This window comes from Methanofastidiosum sp. (assembly GCA_035362715.1).
Taxonomy (GTDB): Archaea; Methanobacteriota_B; Thermococci; order Methanofastidiosales; family Methanofastidiosaceae; genus Methanofastidiosum.
The window spans coordinates 1-19,701 of the sequence record DAOSDU010000005.1 but is presented as its reverse complement, the minus strand read 5'-3'; the positions used below and the strand labels follow the sequence as shown (position 1 = coordinate 19,701).

Annotated in this window: 31 protein-coding genes; 16 read left to right on the top strand and 15 right to left on the bottom strand. The window is 33.6% G+C overall.

Going from position 1 to position 19,701, the window contains the following annotated elements; translation table 11 throughout:
• The first annotated feature begins 18 nt into the window (after nt 1-18).
• Nucleotides 19-1,047, top strand: a complete 1,029-nt coding sequence (locus PLI06_04520; GenBank protein ID HOI76858.1) for an MtaA/CmuA family methyltransferase — start codon at nt 19-21, stop codon at nt 1,045-1,047.
• 8 nt (nt 1,048-1,055) lie between these two features.
• Here PLI06_04520 and PLI06_04515 read toward each other — a convergent pair whose 3' ends face one another.
• Entirely contained in the window at nt 1,056-1,271 is a 216-nt protein-coding gene (locus PLI06_04515) for a ferredoxin (GenBank protein HOI76857.1), read from the bottom strand.
• Nucleotides 1,272-1,379: 108 nt separating this feature from the next.
• Here PLI06_04515 and PLI06_04510 point away from each other — a divergent pair, with 108 nt between their 5' ends.
• The 3 genes from PLI06_04510 (at nt 1,380) to PLI06_04500 (ending at nt 3,179) form a co-directional block, all read left to right on the top strand.
• Entirely contained in the window at nt 1,380-2,237 is an 858-nt protein-coding gene (locus tag PLI06_04510; GenBank protein ID HOI76856.1) for an NAD(P)-dependent oxidoreductase, read from the top strand.
• Between the two features lie 156 nt (nt 2,238-2,393).
• On the top strand, nt 2,394-2,741 hold the full coding sequence (locus tag PLI06_04505; protein HOI76855.1) for a hypothetical protein: 348 nt from the start codon (nt 2,394-2,396) through the stop codon (nt 2,739-2,741).
• 54 nt (nt 2,742-2,795) lie between these two features.
• Nucleotides 2,796-3,179 (top strand): hypothetical protein, encoded by a 384-nt coding sequence (locus PLI06_04500; protein HOI76854.1) that lies wholly within the window; start codon nt 2,796-2,798, stop codon nt 3,177-3,179.
• Between the two features lies 1 nt (nt 3,180).
• On the opposite strand, the gene PLI06_04495 is transcribed toward PLI06_04500, so the two are convergent.
• Nucleotides 3,181-3,540 (bottom strand): DUF3795 domain-containing protein, encoded by a 360-nt coding sequence (locus tag PLI06_04495; protein HOI76853.1) that lies wholly within the window; start codon nt 3,538-3,540, stop codon nt 3,181-3,183.
• 60 nt (nt 3,541-3,600) lie between these two features.
• Between PLI06_04495 and PLI06_04490 the strand changes: the two genes are divergently transcribed.
• Both PLI06_04490 and PLI06_04485 read left to right on the top strand, forming a co-directional pair.
• On the top strand, nt 3,601-4,203 hold the full coding sequence (locus PLI06_04490) for a hypothetical protein (protein HOI76852.1): 603 nt from the start codon (nt 3,601-3,603) through the stop codon (nt 4,201-4,203).
• A 297-nt stretch (nt 4,204-4,500) separates the two neighbouring features.
• Nucleotides 4,501-4,974, top strand: a complete 474-nt coding sequence (locus PLI06_04485) for a hypothetical protein (GenBank protein HOI76851.1) — start codon at nt 4,501-4,503, stop codon at nt 4,972-4,974.
• A 1-nt stretch (nt 4,975) separates the two neighbouring features.
• On the opposite strand, the gene PLI06_04480 is transcribed toward PLI06_04485, so the two are convergent.
• The gene (locus PLI06_04480; GenBank protein HOI76850.1) at nt 4,976-5,356 is read right to left on the bottom strand and encodes a DUF1801 domain-containing protein; all 381 of its coding nucleotides are present in this window, start codon (nt 5,354-5,356) and stop codon (nt 4,976-4,978) included.
• Nucleotides 5,357-5,460: 104 nt separating this feature from the next.
• Here PLI06_04480 and PLI06_04475 point away from each other — a divergent pair, with 104 nt between their 5' ends.
• On the top strand, nt 5,461-5,853 hold the full coding sequence (locus PLI06_04475; GenBank protein HOI76849.1) for a pyridoxamine 5'-phosphate oxidase family protein: 393 nt from the start codon (nt 5,461-5,463) through the stop codon (nt 5,851-5,853).
• A gap of 52 nt (nt 5,854-5,905) precedes the next feature.
• On the top strand, nt 5,906-6,370 hold the full coding sequence (locus tag PLI06_04470; GenBank protein ID HOI76848.1) for a flavodoxin domain-containing protein: 465 nt from the start codon (nt 5,906-5,908) through the stop codon (nt 6,368-6,370).
• A gap of 48 nt (nt 6,371-6,418) precedes the next feature.
• On the opposite strand, the gene PLI06_04465 is transcribed toward PLI06_04470, so the two are convergent.
• Nucleotides 6,419-7,687, bottom strand: coding sequence for an OFA family MFS transporter (locus PLI06_04465; GenBank protein HOI76847.1), 1,269 nt, complete (start codon nt 7,685-7,687; stop codon nt 6,419-6,421).
• Nucleotides 7,688-7,861: 174 nt separating this feature from the next.
• On the opposite strand from PLI06_04465, the gene PLI06_04460 reads away from it, so the two are divergent.
• Nucleotides 7,862-8,266, top strand: coding sequence for a DUF3795 domain-containing protein (locus tag PLI06_04460; GenBank protein HOI76846.1), 405 nt, complete (start codon nt 7,862-7,864; stop codon nt 8,264-8,266).
• A 59-nt stretch (nt 8,267-8,325) separates the two neighbouring features.
• On the opposite strand, the gene PLI06_04455 is transcribed toward PLI06_04460, so the two are convergent.
• The 4 genes from PLI06_04455 to PLI06_04440 form a co-directional block, all read right to left on the bottom strand.
• On the bottom strand, nt 8,326-8,820 hold the full coding sequence (locus PLI06_04455) for a tetratricopeptide repeat protein (protein ID HOI76845.1): 495 nt from the start codon (nt 8,818-8,820) through the stop codon (nt 8,326-8,328).
• 22 nt (nt 8,821-8,842) lie between these two features.
• Nucleotides 8,843-8,980 (bottom strand): hypothetical protein, encoded by a 138-nt coding sequence (locus tag PLI06_04450; GenBank protein ID HOI76844.1) that lies wholly within the window; start codon nt 8,978-8,980, stop codon nt 8,843-8,845.
• A 116-nt stretch (nt 8,981-9,096) separates the two neighbouring features.
• Nucleotides 9,097-9,336, bottom strand: a complete 240-nt coding sequence (locus PLI06_04445) for a hypothetical protein (protein ID HOI76843.1) — start codon at nt 9,334-9,336, stop codon at nt 9,097-9,099.
• A 49-nt stretch (nt 9,337-9,385) separates the two neighbouring features.
• The gene (locus tag PLI06_04440; GenBank protein ID HOI76842.1) at nt 9,386-9,727 is read right to left on the bottom strand and encodes a hypothetical protein; all 342 of its coding nucleotides are present in this window, start codon (nt 9,725-9,727) and stop codon (nt 9,386-9,388) included.
• Nucleotides 9,728-9,857: 130 nt separating this feature from the next.
• On the opposite strand from PLI06_04440, the gene PLI06_04435 reads away from it, so the two are divergent.
• The 6 genes from PLI06_04435 to PLI06_04410 all read left to right on the top strand — a co-directional run bounded on the left by PLI06_04435 (nt 9,858) and on the right by PLI06_04410 (nt 13,590).
• Nucleotides 9,858-10,298, top strand: coding sequence for a hypothetical protein (locus PLI06_04435; GenBank protein HOI76841.1), 441 nt, complete (start codon nt 9,858-9,860; stop codon nt 10,296-10,298).
• A 26-nt stretch (nt 10,299-10,324) separates the two neighbouring features.
• Entirely contained in the window at nt 10,325-10,627 is a 303-nt protein-coding gene (locus tag PLI06_04430) for a hypothetical protein (GenBank protein ID HOI76840.1), read from the top strand.
• Complete coding sequence (locus tag PLI06_04425) at nt 10,624-11,337, top strand: tetratricopeptide repeat protein (GenBank protein ID HOI76839.1); 714 nt, start codon at nt 10,624-10,626, stop codon at nt 11,335-11,337. Before PLI06_04430 ends, PLI06_04425 begins: the two co-directional genes overlap by 4 nt.
• Before the next feature lie 16 nt (nt 11,338-11,353).
• On the top strand, nt 11,354-11,845 hold the full coding sequence (locus PLI06_04420) for a hypothetical protein (GenBank protein HOI76838.1): 492 nt from the start codon (nt 11,354-11,356) through the stop codon (nt 11,843-11,845).
• Nucleotides 11,846-11,963: 118 nt separating this feature from the next.
• A complete protein-coding gene (locus tag PLI06_04415; protein ID HOI76837.1) occupies nt 11,964-12,500 on the top strand; it encodes a hypothetical protein in 537 nt (178 codons plus the stop codon).
• 391 nt (nt 12,501-12,891) lie between these two features.
• Nucleotides 12,892-13,590 carry an isoprenylcysteine carboxylmethyltransferase family protein gene (locus PLI06_04410; protein ID HOI76836.1) on the top strand — a complete coding sequence of 233 codons (699 nt, stop codon included), beginning with the start codon at nt 12,892-12,894 and terminating at the stop codon, nt 13,588-13,590.
• Nucleotides 13,591-13,653: 63 nt separating this feature from the next.
• On the opposite strand, the gene PLI06_04405 is transcribed toward PLI06_04410, so the two are convergent.
• The 3 genes from PLI06_04405 to PLI06_04395 all read right to left on the bottom strand — a co-directional run bounded on the left by PLI06_04405 (nt 13,654) and on the right by PLI06_04395 (nt 15,424).
• Nucleotides 13,654-14,283, bottom strand: coding sequence for a LytS/YhcK type 5TM receptor domain-containing protein (locus PLI06_04405; protein HOI76835.1), 630 nt, complete (start codon nt 14,281-14,283; stop codon nt 13,654-13,656).
• Nucleotides 14,284-14,445: 162 nt separating this feature from the next.
• The gene (locus PLI06_04400; GenBank protein ID HOI76834.1) at nt 14,446-15,045 is read right to left on the bottom strand and encodes a putative dsRNA-binding protein; all 600 of its coding nucleotides are present in this window, start codon (nt 15,043-15,045) and stop codon (nt 14,446-14,448) included.
• A gap of 19 nt (nt 15,046-15,064) precedes the next feature.
• Nucleotides 15,065-15,424: a hypothetical protein gene (locus PLI06_04395; protein ID HOI76833.1), complete on the bottom strand. Its 360-nt coding sequence runs from the start codon at nt 15,422-15,424 to the stop codon at nt 15,065-15,067.
• A gap of 675 nt (nt 15,425-16,099) precedes the next feature.
• Between PLI06_04395 and PLI06_04390 the strand changes: the two genes are divergently transcribed.
• A complete protein-coding gene (locus PLI06_04390; GenBank protein ID HOI76832.1) occupies nt 16,100-16,426 on the top strand; it encodes a hypothetical protein in 327 nt (108 codons plus the stop codon).
• Between the two features lie 115 nt (nt 16,427-16,541).
• Here the strand turns inward: PLI06_04390 and PLI06_04385 are convergent, their stop codons facing one another.
• The 4 genes from PLI06_04385 to PLI06_04370 all read right to left on the bottom strand — a co-directional run.
• On the bottom strand, nt 16,542-16,895 hold the full coding sequence (locus PLI06_04385; protein HOI76831.1) for a DUF1801 domain-containing protein: 354 nt from the start codon (nt 16,893-16,895) through the stop codon (nt 16,542-16,544).
• Between the two features lie 456 nt (nt 16,896-17,351).
• On the bottom strand, nt 17,352-17,549 hold the full coding sequence (locus PLI06_04380; protein HOI76830.1) for a hypothetical protein: 198 nt from the start codon (nt 17,547-17,549) through the stop codon (nt 17,352-17,354).
• Between the two features lie 806 nt (nt 17,550-18,355).
• The gene (locus PLI06_04375; protein ID HOI76829.1) at nt 18,356-18,778 is read right to left on the bottom strand and encodes a cupredoxin domain-containing protein; all 423 of its coding nucleotides are present in this window, start codon (nt 18,776-18,778) and stop codon (nt 18,356-18,358) included.
• 438 nt (nt 18,779-19,216) lie between these two features.
• On the bottom strand, nt 19,217-19,701 hold a 485-nt coding region (locus tag PLI06_04370; GenBank protein HOI76828.1), incomplete at its 5' end, for an SPASM domain-containing protein.

Below are 19,701 nucleotides of genomic sequence, written 5' to 3'. Positions count from 1 at the left end.
TTTGAAAAGGTGACTTGTTTGGCATTAAGAGAAATGACACCATATAGAAGATTTATTTCTGCCATAACTGGAGGTAGAGTTGATAGAATTCCCGTGATGACATTCTCAAATTATTGTAAAGAATTAATGGCTTCAACAAACGTTACTTGGCCAGCATGTCAGATTGATTCAAAAGTCATGGCACAGTTTCAAGAGGGCAGGTACAAGGTCTGGGGGGTTGATGTGTTATATTCACACAATGATTTAGTATCCGAAGCAACTATGCTTGGAGCAGAGATTGATATTGGAACAGATATTAGACATCCTTCAGTTAAAAAGCATGTGTTAGAAAATACCAATCCCTTGGAATATGATTTACCAAAAAACATTTTACTCAAAGGAAGAAATCCAATAGTTGAAGGATCAGCTAAGATTCTCGTTGAAAAATACGAAAAATATGTGCCGGTCCTAAGGGCTGTTACGGGCCCAATGACCATCGCAGGTCACCTTTGGGGTGTTGACAGAATATTAATGTGGTCAAAGCAAGAAGAAAAGAAGTTTGAAGCATGTCTTGATATTTGTACTGATCTTTGTATTGAAGTAATCAGAAACTCCGTTGACTCAAGTGGAGTAGATGGATTCTCTATGCCAGACCCTACAGCATCAGGAGACTTACTTGACCCAAAAGATTTCCAGAATTTTCTTGAGCCCTGTTACAGGAGAATAACAAAAGAGACTAAAGATACCGTTTCAATGTTACACATTTGCGGTGACACAAGAGGGTATATGGACAGAATCCCACACTCTGGATTTGACGCATTCTCATTTGAGGCCCCTGGAACATCAGTAAAGGAAGCCGTAATAGGTCTTGGAGACAGAATTACATTAGTAGGTAGTGTAGAAACTATTCCTGTAATAATGCAAGGTTCTAATGACCACGTTTATACTCAATCATTAAGGGACATCGTTGACGGCGTAGACATTCTAGCACCTGCCTGTGGAACTCCTCCCTTTACTCCAAATGCAAATATAATGGCAATGGTTCAAGCGAGCAAGTTAAAAATTTAATATTTTCTTTATTCTAACGATATAATCTCAACAGGGCAGGAATCTATAGCTGACTGCACACAATCTACTAAGCTTTCATCTATTTCTCCTTCTGAATCATTTTTGCCCCGATACCCTTCGGTAATTTTAGAACTCTCTCCAGGAACTAGAATAAAAACTTCAGGGCATGTTGAGCTGCAATTTCCACATAGAATACATTCTTCTTGTTTTATATGAACTTTCATTAGAACCACAAAATACAACTAGGGGTTTCTTTTATAAAATTTTTTATTATTTAAGGCAATACCTAATTAATTTAAAGTAAGAATTGTATATTTATCATAGGCGATAAAATGAAGGTTGGTTTTATTGGAACAGGTGTCATGGGAACTCCAATGGCCTCAAACATTCTAAAATCTGGATACGAGCTCATGTGCTATAATCGTGCCAAGGATAAATTATCTAATCTAAAAGACAAAGGCTCTTTAGTTGCCAATTCAGTTCAGGAATTAATTAAATGGTCAGACGTAATAATTTTTATGTTGACAACTCCTGAAGTTATAGAATCTACTTTGCTAAATAAAATAGAAGACCCAACTATATATGAGGGCAAAACAATAGTTAATATGGGAACAATATCTCCATCTTTTTCAATTAAATTAAATGAACAATTTAAAAAGTACAATGCTAAATATATTGACGCTCCAGTCTCCGGCTCTAGAAAACCTGCAGAAGAAGGAAAATTGATTATACTAACTAGTGGAGATCCCTTAATTGCCGATAATCTCGCCCCTTTATTCAAAACTATGGGCAATAAGATAACATACTGTGGCGAGATACCAAAAGCATCTATGGTTAAATTATCAGTGAATCTATTGATACTACATATGATGGAAGGATTTAGTGAAATGATTAATTTTGCAAAAAAGGGAAATATAGACTTGAACATTCTCTTTGAAATAATTCTTTCAGGCCAAGTGTCTAATGACCTTTACAAGATGAAATATCCGAATTACCTTAAATGTGAATTTCCGGTTCAAGGGTCCGTAAAAAACGGTATAAAAGACCTCAAGCTAATAACAGAAACGGCCAAAGAAAACGAGGCATATATTCCTCTAACTAATCTAAATCTTCAAATGTACCTCAAGGCAAAAGAGTTGGGGTACGAGGAAGAAGATTTCTCTGCTATAATAAAAGTATTAGAAGGCTAGAATTGGTGTAAGAACACGCCGGTAGAAGTTTCTTTAAAATTAAAGGAAAAGATGATATTACCTAAAATACCTAATATTTAATATACCCTCTATATATCTTTCCAATAAAAAGAAAATAATATATATTAAGAAAGCCAATATTAGTAAGGGGAAACTATGCACATTATCTATATCCTATTTTTGATTGCAGTTTTAGCAATGGCTGGGGGCATGGTGATTAAAAATAGTCCACAAATAAGGCCAAGATCAAGACTTAAGAAAGGAGATGGGATGATAATAGGAATTATTATTGGAGTTCTCCTTGGAGTTGGAATTAGTATCCTCTTTAATCATTTTGTGTTTATTGTTATCGGTCTCGCGTTTGGCCATTATATTGGGCTTTGTATAGAAGTTTTGGCATGCCCATCCACATCAGATGAAGTAGTATCATATAGAAAATATTCTCTTGCAGGTACAATTGCAGTGATAACAAGTGCAATTTATGCTGCTTTAACAATTGAATAAAAGATTCTTGAGATAATTTTATTAATTCAGTTTAATTAATCTAATTAAGATATTATGGCAGATATATCAAGTATATCTTTGATGGTTGGGGCAATGGTTATTATAATGGGAGTTTATATTTTATTGTCCCTATTAAGAATCCCTATAAAAGAAGATAAAGAAGCGTTAGTTCCAGAGCGGGCAGGATTCACAAAACAAATGATGCTATGGACACTAGTGGGCGTTATCATTGGGCTTGTATATGGGCAAATAATGTTCAATAATCTTGCTTTAGGAATTCCAGCAGGAATTGGAATTGGTCTTTCAATGGCTGTTTCGTTTGGGGGCTTAGGAAAACCAAAAACTATGGGGCAATTAAAACTTATGAAAAATCTATTAATTTCAAGCATGATTTTTTTGATTATTGGGATTGGCATGTTCCTGATTCTTTTAAGATGAACTAATATTTTCCATAAGCATTTTTCCATTTCTCAGAGATTTTGATGAATTTAGTATACCCATTTTCCCTAATAAACTCAAGAGCCTGCCTGTATTTCGTGTATTTGTACCCATTTTTATTATAATAACTTTGAATTATCTGACAATTAGGATAATCAGGGCAATCTGCGCAAGTTTTGTAGTTTTGCTTAATACAGCAGACCTTCATCTCACACTTTGCTTTACTTATATCTCGTTCTCCTGCATCGTATCCAAGTTTACATCCTCGACAACTTTTGTTGATTAATGCGGGGCATGTCTTGCAATATGCTCCACAACATCCAATATGTTTCATAGAGATATCTTCAGCACTTGAGGCCATGTTTCTATAGTATACCCATAAAATTTATAAACCTCTCTCTTCCCCAGATTTTGTGATTAAATGAATACCAATTCGAAATTTTTCTTAGGACTTGCTATTATTGTTTTAATATTAATATTTGCTATTTCTTTATTTTCCCTAAATTATAAGCTGGCAACTTCAGAGACAAAAGTAAATGAAGCTACAAGTGAGTTTTCTTCTCATAACTATAAAATTGATAAAAGCCAAACTCTTTACCTGTATGTCGAAGATAGAGAAACCTTAGGTGGGCATCTTGAATCTTCAATCATTAATAGTTTGGAAAAAGAAGGTTATATAGTTGAACTAGTCCAAGGATTTAAGGATAATTATGACAATCAAACACTTCTCGTATCTTTACCTGAGAAAAATATCAAGTATAATCCATTTTTTCCAACTTCAAGAATAAGAATGGTAGCTTATTATACTTCAACAGGCAATACAAAATATTTCAATGATTTTAAGAAAGAAAACAATCCTCCAGTCGTGATGGTGGCGGAGAAAGGATACAAAGGAGAATTAATCATAGTTTCCAAGATAGTTCTTGATACTAATAGCAAAGGTATTATATCTCTAAAGGCATATCGAGAAGAATTGTCAAAGTCATTGGGGGCTAGTATTGGAAAAATAATTAGTAAAAAATAATTGTAAAAATATATCTATTTTTTCTTAGTTCTTTTCTCTTTTTTTCTCGTATTAAACTCATAATTTTGCTTATTTGCATCGTCGGATTTCTTTTTCTTTTTCATATTATCCTCTTCATAATATATTACTTCCAACTATTTAATCTTATCTAGAAATCTGTAGAATATCTTCTTAGAAGAATATGGTTTTGATACAAAGTACACCGAAAAGTATTATTTTTAGATTTATTAAATAGGTAGTATTCTACCGTAAAATTTATACTTTCTAAATTAGATTCTCATACCATAGAGGTATATTATGAGTGATGAAGAATGTTGTCCGAAGTTTGACCCAAAACCATGGGATGGGAAGGTATTTGAGTGGAAAAATAAGAAATTTGTGAAGGATAAAGTATTTACTCTTTTTTTTATGCCAATCAATTTTGGCAGTGTTATGAAAAGACTTAATGAAAAAGTGGAGAATGTCAATGCCAAAATACCAGATTGGCTCTGTCTTTCTGATCACACTTCAAAGTTTAACATGGATGTATACCTTGCCGTTGACAAGAAAATTCCAAATGCTGACAATGTGACTTTGAGTGGGAAGTTTTTGAGTAAGGTCTATGAAGGTCCATTTAATGACACGGGCAAATGGTGTGATGATTTTAAGGAATATGCCAAAAGCAAGAAATTAGAGATTAAGAAATGGTATATGTGGTACACCACCTGTCCAAAATGTGCTAAGAAATATGGAAAAAACTATGTTGTAATAATTGCTGAAGTAGGCTCTTAGATTAATTTTTTTTATTTAATTCATTTTCTTTGATTCTACGCTTAACTATTTTTTCAACAAGTTCTTTTGGTATTGGATTTTCAGCTGTGAAATGGATGGTTGTTCCAGATATGTCATAGTCATTGAGCTCATCTTTAAATTCTTCTAAAATAGATTTATTTACTACAAAGAAACTACAATGATTCTTAGCGGCCATAAAGTGTACCAATGCCCCGTGATACTTATAAGTAGGTATCTGGTAGCTGATGACTTCTTCAGCCATAGGGGCAGAAGCTTTGATAGTCTTGCGCAGACCTTCAAGAGTAGCCCTTACATCATGAGGAAGTGCATTAAGATACTCATCTACATTTTTTGCAGGCTTTGTATTCGGATCATTTTTCATAGCTATTTCGCTAAATGAAATTAATTTAAATATTTTTAGATTATTTAAAAACATTAATCAGAAGTATTTATATATAAAATATATAAAATTGATTTGGTGTAATTATGAAAATGCCTGCAAACATCAAAGATATTTTTGAAAAGGAGAGAATACATCAACTTGCTACCGCTTCAAAGAACGGAGAACCAAACTGCTCATACGTAGGCGCTAAATATCTATTAGACGATGAAACTATTATAATAGTAGATAACTTTATGAAAAAAACATTAAAAAATATTCTTGAAAATCCAAATGTAGCAATTGCAATAATTAGGGAAAAGGAAGCCTATCAGATTAAAGGAACATGTGAATATTTAACAAAAGGACCCATCTATGAAGAAGCCAGAAAATGGATGAAGGCAAAAGGAGATAGGTATCCTGCGAAAGGGGCCCTATTAATCAAAGTTACCGATATTTTTTACTCAACTTCGGATGAAAAAGCAGGACTTTCAATATAACACACTAAGACAAAATAATAAATTCTAGGATAAAAATAAAAGGAGGTTTAGAATGAAGATTGGCATAGTAGTATATTCTCAAACTGGAAATACATATCAAGTTGCCGAGAAACTTCAGGAAACTCTTTCGGATAAGGGGCATTCTGTTAATATTGAAAGGATAAATGTGGCTGATGAAAAGCAGAGAGATTTAAATAAAATTCAGGTCTTATCTATCCCCGATTTATCAACATATGATGCTTTAGTATTTGGGTCACCTGTACATGCATTCTCTCTTTCACATCCGATGACCGCCTTCATGTCTCAAATTCCCACCCTTCAAGATAAGAGGATAACATGCTTCGTAACAAAGGGCTTACCGTTAAATAGTACGGGGGGAAATCAGGCAATTGGAATAATGAAGAAAATCTGTGAATCCAAAGGCGGAGATGTATGTGGATCTGGAATTATAGTCTGGAAAAAAGACCGAGAGAAACAGATTTCAAAGTTAACTGAAGAAATGTGCAGACTATTTTAATTTCTATTTATTTTTTAATAATAAATTAAATAAAATAAAAAATTTATTTTATGCGTGCTTTGCAACTGGTGGCTTCATTAGAGCGAAGGCAATGAAAATGCCTATAACAGAGAGCCCAGCAACAATCAGGAAGAATGGTTGGAACGCTCCTAAGATATCCTTCGCCTGTGCAGATACAATTCCACCTATGATTGCTCCAGCACCGTAAGCTGTATAGACAAGACCGTAATTCTTTGCATTATCTTTCATCCCAAAATAGCTTGCAGTAGCTGTTGGAGCTATAGCCAACCATCCGCCTAGGCATCCCCATAAGAGACAAAAGCATATGATGTATGCCCATACGCTGCTGTATCCTGTATACATAACTAAACAGGCAACGATGATTAACCCGTAAGATAGTATCGCAGTATTTTTGGGGGTTAGCTTATCTGTAAGCGCTCCAAAAATCGGCCTAGCTGCACCGTTACAGATGGCAAAAGGTAAAATCAGGGCAAATATGAGATTATTTGCTAAATCTGTACTCATGCCTGCATTGGCAAACACTTCTTTTCCCACGGGCCCGGCAATTCCAATAGCAGTTAGTCCAGCTAGTGTTCCGATTGTGTAACAAACCCATAACCCTTTGAAAGTTGAAGTCTTGGACATCTGATTTCTCATGAACTCAACTTTAGTAGCTGCACTTGTAGTCGCAGCCATACATGCTGGTTTCCATCCTGTTGGTGGAAATCTAAGCATCATGGACATTACGATACTGATGACAATGAAGACAATACCAAACATCTGCAGAATGTTCATGATTCCCCAACCACTTCCTAAAAGGAATCTAGTTGCATAGGTAATGATAGCAGAGGAAAATCCAAATCCTAAGACTGTCAATCCAACAGCAAGACCGCATTTATCTGGGAACCATTGGGCAGAAGTAGTTATTGGTGCCCCATAGGCAATACCAACACCTATACCCCCTATAATTCCATATAACGGGATAAGCATCAAAGGTGATGTGGCAAAGGAAGCTGCAAGCCACCCTATTCCACAAAGTACTCCGCCAGCCATGCATACTCTAGTTGGCCCCATTTTCCGAATGTATGGGCCTGCCAATGGCATAAATAAGGCAAAAAATGCCAAGAATACGATAAACGGCCAAGTCATGTCCATTGCCGTGGGATTAAGTCCCTTTGACTTGAAATGATCAAGTAACGGATTTCTTAAAACTCCATAAGCATAAATTGATCCTAGACACAACTGTAATATAATGCCTACAATTACAATAGTCCACCGCCCACCGGGTGGCTCTCCTGAAGATGCATTTTTATTCATAAATATAACCTCCGATTAAAACTTAATGGATATCTACTGATATTATCAAAATATTTGTAATCAAAAATACCCATCAGTAATGTGTGCGATAAGAGAAATGTCCTTTTAAGATTAACGCAGTTGTTATTGATAAACAAGCGAATTGTTTTTATTCATTGACATCTAATTATGCACATGAAAGCAGAGTCAATCACTTCTAAGCTGATTGCCCCGTGCGGAATGAACTGTGGGATATGCATGGCTTATCTCCGGGTTAAAAATCATTGCCCAGGGTGCAATGGGCCTGATACAAACAAGCCATCAAGCTGTATTAGGTGTATCATCAAAAACTGCGAAACTATAAAGAAGACAAAATTCTGTTTTAAATGTGATAAATATCCATGCACCAGACTTAAAAATCTTGATAAAAGATACAGGACTAAATACGGAATGAGCATGATTGAGAATCTTGAGAATATTAAAAGACTTGGGATAAGGCAATTTGTTAAAAATGAAAGAGTGCGATGGACTTGTTCAAAATGTGGCGGCACTATAAATGTTCACAGGTGGAAATGTTTTGATTGTGGGGTAAAACGATAGAGATTTCCTTAGAGCACTTAATGTCATTTCCTCCGATAAATTTAAATCTTCATTTCTCTTTAAGTTTCTATATCTTCTAAACTGGGGTCTAGCTCTTTGGCCTTGTTAAAGCATGCTTGCGATTCTTCATATCTTCCAAGCTTATTGAGAATAACTCCTTTATTCCACCATGCTTTAACATGATTTGGATCTATAGCTATGACCCTGTCGTAGCTTTCTATTGCTTCGGGGTATCTTCCAAGAGTTCCGAGTGTAACCCCCTTATTATACCAAGCATCAGCAAAATTCGGATCAATTTCTGAAGCTTTGTCAAACTTTTCTAGGGCTTCAAGATACTTTCCCTGATTGTATAGTGTGAAACTTTCACTGTAATATTTTTGGGCATCTTTGGGGTCATTTTCTACTTTTTCTTCGACTTCGGTTTCAGATTTAGTATCGGCCGTAGTATCAGATTTTGCTGTTTCTTCGACTTGGGATTGAGTGTCTGTTGTACACCCAAGAGTAACAGTTAGTAAGGCAATTACCAACGATACACCTAATATTCTTTTATTCATAATCATCATGTTTTTTACTTATCTAACTAATTCTTGCCTTCTGAATCTGTTTCAGTCCAAGTGAAACAAGGGCAACCCCGATAACTATCACCAATAGATTATTTATTAAAACATCATTATTGGGGGTCTGCAATATACCGATTACCGCAAACAAGGCCACTAGTCCTCCAATAAACAGAAGAAAGTACCCTAAAAATTTTCCCATATCACTCACCTTTAAGAAATATTTTTTATATTTAAAATTTTCTTTATTATAGGCTCAACGTGTACCTCTTTTCATTTGTGCTGCCTTTTCTCCATTTCTTGTCGCTCGCTTTCCAAACGATCAGAATAGTTTCCCCAGTTATTCTGGCAGTCTTTACAGTGCCAGATTGGCGAGAAATCATTGACTATGCAGCCTCCAAGGAGGACTTCATGTACGCCTTCCTTTTCTAAAAACTCATATGAAGGCATACCATAGACTATAGGCACGATATTACTTGAACCACACTTTGGGCATTTTGAATTTTTTTCCATATAATTAATATTTCACTCATAAATATTTAAGAGTATCGAAAATAGAGAATTAATCTAAGTCTATGCTTTTGGTATTCTGCTGGATAGATCTGAATAGTTTTTCAAATTCATTGGGTTTCAGGCCATCTTCGTCACAGACATCATTTGAGCAGTAGTAGTTGCCGTCAAATTCTGGCAGTTGAATCCAGCCATTTTGATCATCCCAGACTTCAGCAAGGTAGCTAAATCTTATTCCTCCGCATTTCTTACACGGCCCTTCTTCAGAGATCAATGAAAGTTTGTACATAGTTTCTGTACTATCCCTTCCTGTTAAAATTATAGTTTTGGTGTAGGTTTCTACATATGCCTGCGTATCTAATTCCCAGCTATTCTCTTCGTTAACAAACTCCATTGAATCTACCTATTATTATAATTCCCTTTAGTTTATAAAAATATTGAAGATTTTAACAAATCTGGGGCAAACTTATTAAACATGTCTTACTATTTTCTATATATAAATAATCCATAATTGGAGGGAGAATATGTCAGTTGCTGATGAACTTAAGAATATTGCATCAAGAATTCCAGCTAAAATTAGCGAAAAAAAGGGAATTTATGAATTTGAAGTATTGGTCGCTGAAAGGAAGGCTTTTCTTTCCAAACAGAAACTAGTGTATTTGGCAAAATTTAGAGTCGATGAAGCAAATAAAGAAGTTAGATTCACCGAGATGCTAAAAGAATCAGGGGCCGGAGTATCTTCTGGCGGAATTGATAGCGATATGAGCCCAGGATTTGGCTTCAAAAAAGAATCTTACAATACTATGGCTGGGTCAAGAACAGGGGGCATAGAAGAGCAGTCAAATCTCTTCGGGAAGAAATACCAGTATAATTTTGACTTCGGGGCTATAAGAAAAGAGTTCGAATCAAAGTCAAAGCAACAAGGATATAAATTTTCTTACAAAGTTACTGGCATCGGATTATAAACAATAATTAGTAAATAGGTGAAAAAATGGCCTTATACATTACTACTTGGGTAAAAACTGATCGAGAAGGAAATCCCAAGACCATAAGAAAGCTTGCTAATTTGCCCGATATAATTGCTAACGACATTGTAGAGTGTTTTGGTATTACTAACGTTATATTGGGTAAATCAGAGGGGACTAATTCAGACAGATTTTACTTAGAATTTATGTCAAAGGATATGTCAATAGAATATAAGAAGGATAAAATTGAAATTCTACATACAAATGGAAAAGTATACTCTATAAAAATTGTAAACCCATTTCAAGAAATTGAAGAGGAAGAAGGATGATAGGAAAGTTTTGTTTGCAATGCGGGGAGGAAATACCAAGAGATTCTGTTTTTTGCCCGAAATGTGGGGCGGAATCTCAAAAAACTGGACAAGTAAAAACTGATCTACCGAAAGAAGAATCAAGGGGACAAGAAACTAAACCCATAGGCAATAAGATTAATGGAAAGATCATATTTCTAGTCATTGGACTTATAGCTTTAGTTGGGATAGCTGCATTTGTATTATCTTCGCTTTCTCCCGGAACTGTAACTTATGATAACGAGCCACAAAATTCTGAGGGGGCCAGCAATACAATAAGTGCAATGGATTACTACAATGAAGGCGTATCCCTCTATGATCAAGGGAGGTATAGCGAAGCCATAATCAAATTTGATAGGTCTTTAGAGATAGACCCAACAAATAAGGAAGCTTGGCTTTACAAAGGCCTTTCACTTGACGATCTTGGGCGATATCCTGAAGCTTTAATCTGTTATGACAAGGCAATTGCTATAGACCCTTACTATGTTATTCCCTGGTATAACAAAGGGATAATACTGGGAAACCAAGGCAGATATTTAGATTCCATCACTTGCTTTGACAGAGTTATAGCTATTGATCCAAAAGATGGCGGTGCATGGTACAATAAAGGAATTGCACTTGAATTACTAGGTAGGAATACAGAAGCCGAAGCGTGTTTCAACAAAGCAAAAGAGCTTGGATATACTGGATAATTCGTGGCGGATACAAATGGAAACATTTAATCAATATATGGAAGAATACAAAAAAGAGATGAAGAAAGGTACGATTAGAAACGCATACAAGGGACTGATGGAATACATAATGGATCTGAGGACTCATTTACATAATAAATATCCAGATTATTTTGTGTCAAGCCTTTACTATGGGTATATGGACATGACTTATTTTTCCTTCTCACCAGATTCATTAAAAGATAGAAAGTTGAAAATTGCGATAGTTTTTGTTCATGACACAGTTAGATTTGAAGTTTGGCTTAGCGGGCAAAACAAAGAGATTCAAAGGAAATACTGGAAGCTATTAAAAGAAAGCAAGTGGGATAAATATAATGTTGTACCGACTACGAACGGCGTTGACTCTATTGTTGAGCACATTTTAGTTCCCAATCCAGATTTTAGTAATCTGAAGACTCTAACAGAGCAGATAGAGGAAGGAACACTGAAATTTATTTGTGATGTTGAAGAGTTCTTAGACAAAAATTAATATTTAATGAATATATCCCAGGGAGATGGATTTTAGAAACTAAATACATGCAATGCCAATCAACAATGGAAAACTTTATATATATTTTAGTAAAAAACATACTAATTGAGTGATTATCATGAAAAAACTATATGTAATTATTATTTCTTTGCTGTGTGTAGGAAGTGCATTTGGAATTGCACCTTTAGCAGCTGTTTGTACCGAGAACTGCGATCCACCATTGCCCCCACCCCCTGGAACTAGCACATATACGGCAACTCCCGACACAGTACAAGTAGGCGAATTTATAACGGTGACAAATCACATAACTGGGTATTGGGACGCACATACACCTATTCAAGACTTCACTATTTATGGGACTGGTGGCGTGGTGAAAATCTCTGGGCCGGAGCCTACTAGCGTGCCAATGATAGTGGAAGGAAACTTCGTAGACGTTGTGTGGATATACAAAGCCACTGGTGCTGGAACAGTTGAATTGTTTGAAGAAGTAAAGAAAAAAATGGAAGAGATAGACCCACAGTGGGATGAGAATCGTAAGAAGAGGCTTGAAAATGACGATGCTTCAAAGATAGAAAGAATAATCAAAGATGAAAAAATCCCGATTCATGAGATAATAGATGAAGATTCTGAGTACTGGATAATATTGAAAAAATAATTTTATATTCTAAAACGATATAACAACAATATGCCAATACCAATAACCTTATTTTTTGCAATTTTTGGGATATTATTACTATCCGTGTTTTATTTCCAAAATAATAAACAAAATAAATTTGCTAGGATATATTTAGTTTCAGGGATAATATTGATTTTAATGGTGGTAATTTTTTGGATTGCTTTATTATTGCAATAATAGTAATACCAGAATGCAGTTAATGTTTCTCTGAACTTTTATTTGTGAGGGAAGTAGATTAATTTTCTAATTTCGCCAATGTCAGATAAAAAAGACAGCAAAAGATTAAATACAATTAATTCTTCTTTTTTTTTACTTATAGTAACATTGTATTGGCTTATAATTCGATAAATGAGAAATTAAAGATGTAAAAATGGCTGAAAAAACAAAACTTACTATGGTAGGTATTAACGCACTTACATCACCTTTTCGATGGATAATTGTAACTGGAATTATTTATTTCATTGCCTCTGGCAGTATTGATATATTAAGAGCTTGGGTGTATATCGGCGTTTACATTGTAGGTTCATTAGTAGGTGGCCTTTTATTAGTGAAAAAAGTTCCCGAATTATTAAATCAAAGAGGAAAAATCCAGGAAGGAACAAATAAATTGGATAAGATTGTTATTCTAACATACTTTCTTTTTACTATTGTTGTAACTCCTTTAATGGCAGGATTGGATTATAGATTCGGCATCTCCACATTACCTTTTAGTTTTTTATTTATCGGCGTAGGACTTTATTTCCTATCTGCCATATTTTCAACCTGGCCAATGTTTCATAATCCTTTTTTTGAAGGGACTGTCCGTATTCAGAAGGACAGAGGCCACAAAGTTATTGAAAGTGGCCCATACAGTATTGTGCGGCATCCTGGCTATTTGGGGATGCTAATAGGTTCCCTGCCCTTACCATTTGCATTTGGTTCTCTTCTGAGTTTTGCACCCGTTTGTATCATGATTTGTCTTGTGTTTATCAGGACATATCATGAAGATAAAGTACTTCAGAGTGAACTAGAAGGGTATAAAAAATACGTCCAGAAAGTAAAATACCGTTTAATTCCTTTGGTATGGTGACATTGCTATTTTTTTATCTCAAAGAAAATCAAGAAGAAGATTAATTTATTTTTATTCTTTTAATTAGCGCTTTTTCCTTTCCTTTTGCCCTTCCTTAATCATGTTAGAAGTTATGAGGAAAAATATTGTAATCCCTAGAACATTTGATAGTACCATTGGGACTGTTATCACTTTAACAACATCTAAAGCCGCATTAAAAGGTCTTGCCAAAATTAGTATGAGCCCCATATGGCACAATTCTACTAAAACTGCAATAATCATAGCTTTATAGATCCCAACAAATTCTCCCTTATTGTACTTATAGACCAATCCTCCAATAACGCCTGCTGAAATTGTGGCAATTGAGCAAGGAAGAGTAGTGAAACCATCCCCAAAGTATCTAGTTATACCTCCAATTAATCCTGCACCAAGTCCTATAACTGGACCTCCAACTAGACCAGCAACTAGTGGCCCCATGTCCCTTACATTCGCTATAGCGCCAGAAGGAAGTTTTATCCCAGAATAATTTGCCAATATGGAAAATAAACCAAATATAAATATCATTATTATCTGATTCTTGTATGTAAATTTTTTCTCAATTGCAACTTCTTTAAACTGATTGACAGAACTTACGATTACTGCCATTACGGTGGCCATAAAGACTACTTCTTTAATCAAAAAAGATAAGATACTCAATATTTCTTCAGGATTCATATCAATAATCATCAAAATAAATTTATAAATTTAATTGAATAATTTATAAAATGTGTTATTTGATAAAGGGATTTAGAAAATCAGAAAGAAGATTAATTTATTTTTTCTTTTATTTCAATAAGGATTTTATTTTGTTCCTCGATATCTTCTCTATATACAATTCTAATCTGAATCTCTCTTATTGGATAATTTACTTTCATACATCTTTTCTAGTATGGGCAGGGCTTTTCTAGCTGCACTGTTCTCTGCATCGTCTTTACTATTGCAGAGCTCCCCTGTTATCCCTCCTCCGTCTATCATTAGTGTGGAATAAAAAGCAGGCCTATTATCTGATTTAGCTTCAACTGTCTTATAGGTGGGGCGCTTAATCTTTAACTTATCAAAAATCTCTTTTACCTTGGTGACGTAGTCCTCATAATCCTCAATATTAATGGAGCCATAGATTGGGATAATCTCTTTTTCTATAATACTTTTGACTGTTTCAAATCCTTCTTCTAGGTAAATTGCGCCGATTACTCCTTCTAGTTTTTCACCAGAGTCAATGTGGCATTTTTTTGAAATAATATCTAGAACTTGTCTACTTTCCATAATCTTCTTTTTATTTGTAATATCGCCTGGATCGGTTAACCCTTCTTTAATTAGATGTTCAATTATTACGGTGCTTAACACAGAATCCCCTAGTGTTCGAAATGACCTATCTACTAGGGCCTTTTCCAATAAATCAGTTGTGAACTTATACCCAAGGAGAGTTTCTTTGTTCATGCATATCGCCAATAAAAACCTATAGCAGTTCTCTATTCTTGGGCCAGAAAATTATCTTGTTTTCTTCCGATCGTTCTTCTATCTCGTAATCGCAGAGCTTTCTTATATGTTCCAAATCCTTTACATTCACTTTGTTTTCGCATGTTATAGTTACCGGGATGGAGCTTTTTAGTGAGTTACTCATATCACTCCATGTAAGAGTTCCATTTTTTGATTTGAGAGCCATTTCACTAGAGTATTTGAAATTGTCTTTTGATAGCATTCGTGGGAATTCGATCTTTTCAATATTTATATTTTTACTGGGCAAAGCTAAAATGAATTCCAATATCGTGGCAAAACATTTAGGCTCAATTTCATCAAAAATTATTTTTGTTTTCATAAGTATCAAACAATATTATGTCATTCCATTTATATACTTACCATATTATGTTTAGGTGAGGATATTTAAATAGAAAAGAGAAGCAAACTATACCCCAGATGCTTGGCGCTGGTGGGAAGAGTTTGCAACACATGACCCATTCTGTAAATCTGACCCTGATGATGATCCAATAATCTTGGAAGTTGATCAAGGCAGGTGGACGAGCTTTGGGTATATTATTGCCAAAAAGGAATAAGTGATTTAATTCTCCTTATATTATCTATTTAGCCTAGTCAAATCAGTTAATAAATTGTTCTCTGGCCTTTTTCCTATAAACTCTCTAGATTCAACAATATATATTCTAAGTTATACTATTCAAATCTGTTCCAATTTAACCCCTTAATTTTGCCAAAACTCTATAAAAATTTACCCCATCACTCTATTTTTAAATCACTAAATAACTCAAATTTTTCTGTTTAGTAAAAATATATATTATTTAGTATATATATTAGAATAATTATTGCAATAAATTTTAAGCTCGAAAATAGAATTTGATAATTAATTACCAACACTTGAATTAAATGTATTTAATAATAATATTTGGTAACACATTACCAATATTCATTAAAATATATTATATTTACTAATTTACCTAATAAACAAAAGACTTAAATAGTAATTATGCATATAATTCATATGGCAAATCTGCTAATAGTACTAATTATCATAGGTGCTCTTTTAGCAGGATTAGCGCTATTTGTGGCATTTGCAAGTCCAAAAGGATCTTCCACCAGAGATAAAGGTAATATTCATAAGAAAAGGGCGACTGTCCAGTTCATAATAGGCGTTTTATTATCATTGCTAGGGGCTTTCTTGATGTTTAATGGTACCCTGCTCGGCGAAAATACTGTATCCATTGCAAGAGTTATTGGTATAATTGGGATTGGATTAATAGCTACCTCATACACAACTTTACCCTTCATGATGAATAGAGAAAATAAAAATAAAGAAAAATTGCAATAATCTTATAAAAATATATTCTATATAGTATACTAATGTAAAATAATTGCATTAATTCAATTGCAAATATTATTCAAAACAATATAATAAAAGATATAATAATGAAAATTTATTGCAATTACTGCTTATCTTTGGAAATGGCATCGGATACCAATTCCCAAAAATATTCTTTATCTATTTGCTCTAAAGACTTTATCTTGATATGTCTCATCGTCTTTCCAGTTCCTTGAAGTAATTTCTTTGGATCTTTAAGCTCTATTGCCCTGTAAAATCCTAGATTAACATGGCCGCCAGTAGGAAAAATGTAACATATATCCCCCTTGTTCGAATAAACTGGCTGCTTCCACTTTAATGATTCATTTAGGCTAGGGTCAATAGATAAAATAATCTCTCTAAGCGCTTTTACAATCTCTTTTTTATCCTCGGGCAGATTGTTAATATATTCGCTAACTTCTTTCGAAGATCCGACCATAATATCATAGACTATTTGTTCTTTTAGATTTAAAAATACCCCCTTATACTATGATTTTATTTTTTACTAAGCTACTCTAAACGACTAAAAAAACCGTTTTGCGAATAATAAGATTTTTAACTTCTTGGGATAATGTGAATTATGGGTAAAATAGGCCCTAAATAGCCTGTTTACCTGGCTTTTTTCTAGTATTTATCCTATAATTTATTGCGTATAATGTATATTATACGTAGCATAGACGGTTTTCGTGTAAATTTCGCTAAAAAAGGACGATTTTAGGGACTTTTTAGTAGTACTTAGGACTACAATAAGGCTAATAGTAGGTAAGGGCCCTTATAGTTACGTTCGACATTATTTAATTAGGACATGCCACAGTTTACTTATTTTTAGATATCAAAAGCCTTCTTTTTATTCAAATAAGCCCGGGTTAATTAGATAAAAAAAGAATTTTAGGTATTATTTGAATGCCGCATAAAGTGGTTTCGTGGAAAATAGTATAAAGAGTACTATAAGCAGTATAACGTACTGTTTTATCAAAGCTGGGAAGTAAGCTCCAATAATAAGGCCAAATATCATCGCGCCAATTTTAACAAATGCAATATCCCAGGCGCTTAATTTTCCTGATTTTTTATCTATCCAAGACATTAATCCCATGTTCTCACCATAATAACTGGGGGTAAATAACTATTTATAGTTAACTTACAAAAAAGTTGGTAAATGAATTCCGATTCCATTTTCATAGTTAATATTTGTCTTTACTAGAAAAAAATATAGTATTGGTATTCCATAACTAACATGACAAATAATAATATATTGCAATTATTATATATTTTTATATTATATAAAATATAGTTTTATATAATTATTGCAATTATGTTAATTGTTTTATATAAATATAAAGCAGAGTGTTCAAATATATCACATATCACTCGATTATTCAAAAGAGCATAGGTTACTTGCAACAGTAAGATACTATCAGAAATAATGAGTTAATATGATGGCTTTGCTAGAAAAAAGAAACTACTAATTAAAAATATGGTAATTGGGTTTCAATCTCAAGATCTTTAGAAAATGAAAAGTAAATATTTTTAATATTTATAATTTCTGCAATAATTATTCAAAAATATATTCTTTATCATATATATTGTTATTTTACTGATTTTTAAACTTTTATCAGAGATAGCTTCGGGTTATTTTTAACAAATTTTTCAGAAATATGAATTTTAGTATGGCCTAATATTTTTAAAAATAAATGCAATAATTATTTAATTATATATATTATAAAATATATATTGTTGTTACTAAACAGAAAAATTTGAGTTATTTAGTGATTTAAAAATAGAGTGATGGAGGTTTCTAGAATAGAGTATTTAATTGATTAGTCCGTCCTATTTGAGTAAATATTTTATTTATTAAAGCTATTCAATAAAATAAGGCCATTTAGACCTAAGAATTTATTACTAGTAACCTGATCCAGATCCGCTAGCAGATCCTGTCGCTCCAGTTTGCACTATGAATTGTCCATTCATTAAAGGGTGTACATCGCATCTAAAGAAATATGTTCCAACTTTTGTTGGGGCGTTAAATTCATAAGTGGTAGATGTCATGCCTGCGATTATTGCTCCAACGAATATGGAATTTTTTGCATCTGAAGTTTCGTATACTGCGAAGTTATGGGGTTCCGCATTATCCTGATTATTAAATATTACTTTCACATGTGCTCCTGGAGGTACGGTTATTGTGCTCTTGTCAAACGCCATGTTCTTTGCCATAAGATTGATGGTGACTTCTTGAGTAGTAGTTGTTTTTTGACTCGAACAGCCTGCAAGGACTACTGAAATTAGTAATACTCCTATCAACAAAATATAAATATTTTTCTTCATTTATTCCTCCTTTAACTTTAAAATTAATTTGGTTTCATAATTAATAAGTTTCTAAGTATTTAAATTTAGTCCAAATAATCAATAGTTGTTCGAATATAATTATCTATACTTGAAAATATCAAATATTTAATTACAAGAAATATAAATTAGTATTGCAATAAATATATAATAATATACTTTATAGAATATATATTGTTGCATCTGGAAATTTTCGCTGAAAAAAAATTGAGTAATGGGTTAAATTTTTATAGAGTTTTGGCAAATTTGAGGGGGTTAAAAAGAGGGGCTGGTACATATCATCGAGAGGATATATTGTGGTTCTAGGACGTATTCAGAGAAAAAAGTCTGGTTTTTTAACTGATTAGGGTAGGGTAAACTAGTTAAAAATGCATGTTGAATGGATTTCTAATATATTGACAACAAGATTTTTAGAGTTATTTAGCCCATATAGGCACATGATGGATCTTCTGCTAAGATATTGTTTGATTTAATGTATGCTCTTGCCCGGCACCCACCACATATTATTTTGTATTTGCAATCTCCACACTTGCCTTCCCAGTTATTTCTATCCCTCATTTGGTTTAAGGCATCATTATTTTTCCATATTGATTTAAGATTTCCATCTAGAATATTGCCTAAATCCATTCTTAGAAAAGGGCACGGCATAATTGTTCCTTCATTTGATATGGCCAGAAGGAATCTGCCTGCGGAGCATCCTCCAACATATTCTATGTATCTGCCCCAACCGGGTTTATCAAATTTGGTGAATCCGATTTGCATGAGCTCTTTATTATTTTGTTTTTCATAATGCAGCTGAGAGATTTCTGGAGCTTGTAGTACTACTATTTTTCTAAAATATTGATCATACTCTTTACGCTTATTTATGATTTCTGTTAGAACTTTTTCCTTATCGCCGTTATCTA